The organism is Sphingobium sp. SG1, assembly GCF_057063145.1.
The window spans coordinates 1-257 of the sequence record NZ_JBVVOJ010000097.1 but is presented as its reverse complement, the minus strand read 5'-3'; the positions used below and the strand labels follow the sequence as shown (position 1 = coordinate 257).

Genomic DNA, 257 nt, shown 5'->3' with positions numbered 1-257 from the left:
AGGTGCGGACGCAGACGGTGCGGAAGGTGCCGGACTGTCCGGCATATTGCGCGTCGGGCGGGGGCAGCGGATTGCCGGGATTGCCGCCACCGCCGCCGCCGAACAGGTTCTCGATGAAATTGCCGGGGCCGCGCGCAGCCGCCGCGGCGTATTGCGGGCCGCAATTGTTCTGCGCCAGCGCGGTCAAGACCGAGCGGCGCTGGTTCTCGCGGTCGGCGCCGCCGAGGCCGCCGGTGCGCAGCCGCTCGAGATTGGCG

At 72.8% G+C, this 257-nt stretch carries 1 protein-coding gene; it reads right to left on the bottom strand.

The window, feature by feature from the left end; all coding sequences use genetic code 11:
* Window positions 1-257, bottom strand: a 257-nt coding sequence (locus tag AC0KVN_RS27705) for a hypothetical protein (RefSeq protein ID WP_483656865.1), incomplete at both ends; no start/stop codon positions are given.